Below are 2,665 nucleotides of genomic sequence, written 5' to 3'. Positions count from 1 at the left end.
TCCAAGCGTGACGATTTTTTTGAAAATAAATTGGATGTTAAATCAATAAAATAACACCGCCAGTAATTTAATTATCACCTGCGGTGTTGACATAATTATCACCGCTGGTTATATTTACCCCATCAACGGCACGGAGCCAAAGATAAAACGGACTTAGCTCTTTAATAATCGGGAACCTGATCTGAATAAGTGTCAGATCACCACTGAGTGGTTTTTGGGGTGCGGTAGCTCGCTGTGAATCGGAAGTGAACTATTCGCGATAGTCATTACGGTTGCAATACGTTATCAAGTGCCTGCTGAGTGCGCACGATGCAAGCAAACTGATAACTAAAGCTTTGGGCGCCATGTGGTGAAACATGGAGGTAGCAAGTAGATTGCCCGCACCACCAAAAATTACTCAGGAGGCAATATGGCAACAATTACTGTTATTCCAAAGAAGGACAACGCGAAGAACCGCCGGTTAGCAAGGCAAATGGCGTTCTGGGACAGAAAGCGTGCGGAGTATGCAGCGAAGCCTGAAAGCCGCTCAGTGGAGGAGATTTTTGATTCAGTTTTCGGCCGGCCGGCAGACGAAACAGATGTGTTTGCAGAGCTGATTATCGGGCTGAAAGATGCACCGGAAGCACCATGCAAGCAGCTGAGAATTAGCCGCAAGCCGATTATGCCGAACGGTGGTATTACGGCAAGGGCATAACCTGATGGGTTGTGTGAGCGCAGATATTTTTATGCACCAACACCAGAACAGGCGCTAAATCGGTCGCGTCAGGAATTAATAAAGCACCGTCAGCATCGGAGGATTTATGTAGAAAGCAAAACGGGCAGACCGCAGTTGCATAGCGACAATGGTTAGGTAGTGACTAACCCCTGAGTAGCCGGATGGCTAGCCTGTGTAGCGTCGGGTCAAGGTTTAGATTACAAGTAGCTCCGGTACTCCAGGCTGACAGCCGATCAGCCGCCGGTTAGAGGTAAGGTATTCACGGGAATACTCTGACTACGGACTCAAGGGCATGAGCGAGGCCACTGCGAGAGTGTGGCAACTAATCATAACCCATTCGGTGAGTTGGCTATGGTGAGCAAAAAATCGACGTACTCATAAGTATTAATGGTATGAATGTCTAAGGTGTGATCCGCTACATTGATGGATTAATCTCAGGAGGATATATTGATTTCCATATTAAAATCATTGAGTACCCCTACAATGGCAAGCGAACTGTATGAAAAAGGCAAAATAAGACTTGTATACAGTAAAAGTAAGGTAAAAAAAGCGGGCGAAACAATACGGAAAGCAGAAGTTTCACAAGAGGCAGTAATGATACTTCAGAACTACAGAGCCGCGCACCTTTACCCACTGACTATTATTAAGAATTTAGTCTGGAAAAATTTAAAGCAATGTGCGCCTGATGCCATTATTGCTCGTCGCTTGAAGAGGTTGCCAACTATCATAGATAAGCTAAAAAGAAAGACATTGGATGGCTCAACAAACAACGCAATATGCCTAACCAGAATGCAAGATATAGGAGGTTGTCGAGTAATTGTAGCTGACAAGGAGCAATTAATACTAATTAACTCCAGAATGGACGCAAGCAGAAATGTACACTCATCAAAAGTCACTGATTATAACAAAAACCCAAAACCATCTGGTTATCGAGGAATTCATCGAGTATATAAATGCTATGACAAACTGGAGAAGCATGACTGGAAGGGATTTTCAATAGAGTTACAACTCCGGACAAAGCTACAGCATTTATGGGCAACTACTGTTGAGATTGTTGACTTGTGTGAAGGGTTAACTCTAAAAACGAATCCATCTAACAGTAATTCATTTTGGGTTTCATTTTTTTGTGAAATGAGCGATTTTCTCGCCGATGAAGAAACATTTATTTATTTGACAAATGAACAAAAAAATAAAAAAAAGAACAAATTGATTTTCCTTGATAGAGAATTGAATGCAATTCAAAAATTAAGATCGTTTAATTCTATTTTCTCCAATAAATTCATAATTGAATTACACAGAAAGAATCGCTATGCAATAATAGCAATCAATCGGAAGGAAGAAAAAACATACTATCAATTCTTTAGAGAAAATCAAAAAATTGAAGCTATTAAACTATATGGACAACTAGAATCTGATGCTGGTTGGAATGGGTTGTTTGTCGAAATGGATGACCTTCGCCAATTAGAGCTTGCTTACCCTAACTATTTAATTGACACCAGGTTATTTATTAATAAATTCAAAGAGTACACTGAGTCTAGTTATTGGACCAATCCCAGCAGAAATAGAAAAAGCTCGCTGTAGGGGTACACGAGAACCACCGCTGCCCGAGGTGGTTAAACCAACGGGCATAATTTTCACACCTCGCAATTGCGGGGTTTTTTATTACCAAAATTCACCCCAGCGCCTTTACGAGTGCGTTAGGTTGAATAAAACAGGAGATGGATATGACTTGTAGCAACAAAAAATGCACGGATGGCATTGAGCTCATCACATGCTGCTCAGGCAGAGAATGCGGGTGCATGGGACAACCGGTAGCGGCAACAAACTGCAAAGAGTGCAACAAAGAGAATCGAGAACCAACAGATGAAGACGTTATCCATTATCTGAATTACGTCGAGTGGCTTGGAGACTGACAGCCCGGAAAGACGGGCATCCAGTCAGTATTGGGAT

Annotated in this window: 2 protein-coding genes; both read left to right on the top strand. The window is 42.1% G+C overall.

From position 1 onward, the window contains the following. The first annotated feature begins 409 nt into the window (after positions 1-409). Positions 410-694, top strand: coding sequence for a hypothetical protein (locus tag U868_RS0121405; RefSeq protein WP_025155058.1), 285 nt, complete (start codon positions 410-412; stop codon positions 692-694). Positions 695-1,198: 504 nt separating this feature from the next. Continuing rightward, positions 1,199-2,296 carry a RelA/SpoT domain-containing protein gene (locus U868_RS0121400; RefSeq protein WP_025155057.1) on the top strand — a complete coding sequence of 366 codons (1,098 nt, stop codon included), beginning with the start codon at positions 1,199-1,201 and terminating at the stop codon, positions 2,294-2,296. Positions 2,297-2,665 lie beyond the last annotated feature (369 nt).

The sequence above is a fragment of the Morganella morganii H1r genome, from assembly GCF_000633515.1.
GTDB classification, from domain to species: domain Bacteria; phylum Pseudomonadota; class Gammaproteobacteria; order Enterobacterales; family Enterobacteriaceae; genus Morganella; species Morganella morganii_B.
This window is presented reverse-complemented; position numbering and strand designations above follow the sequence as displayed.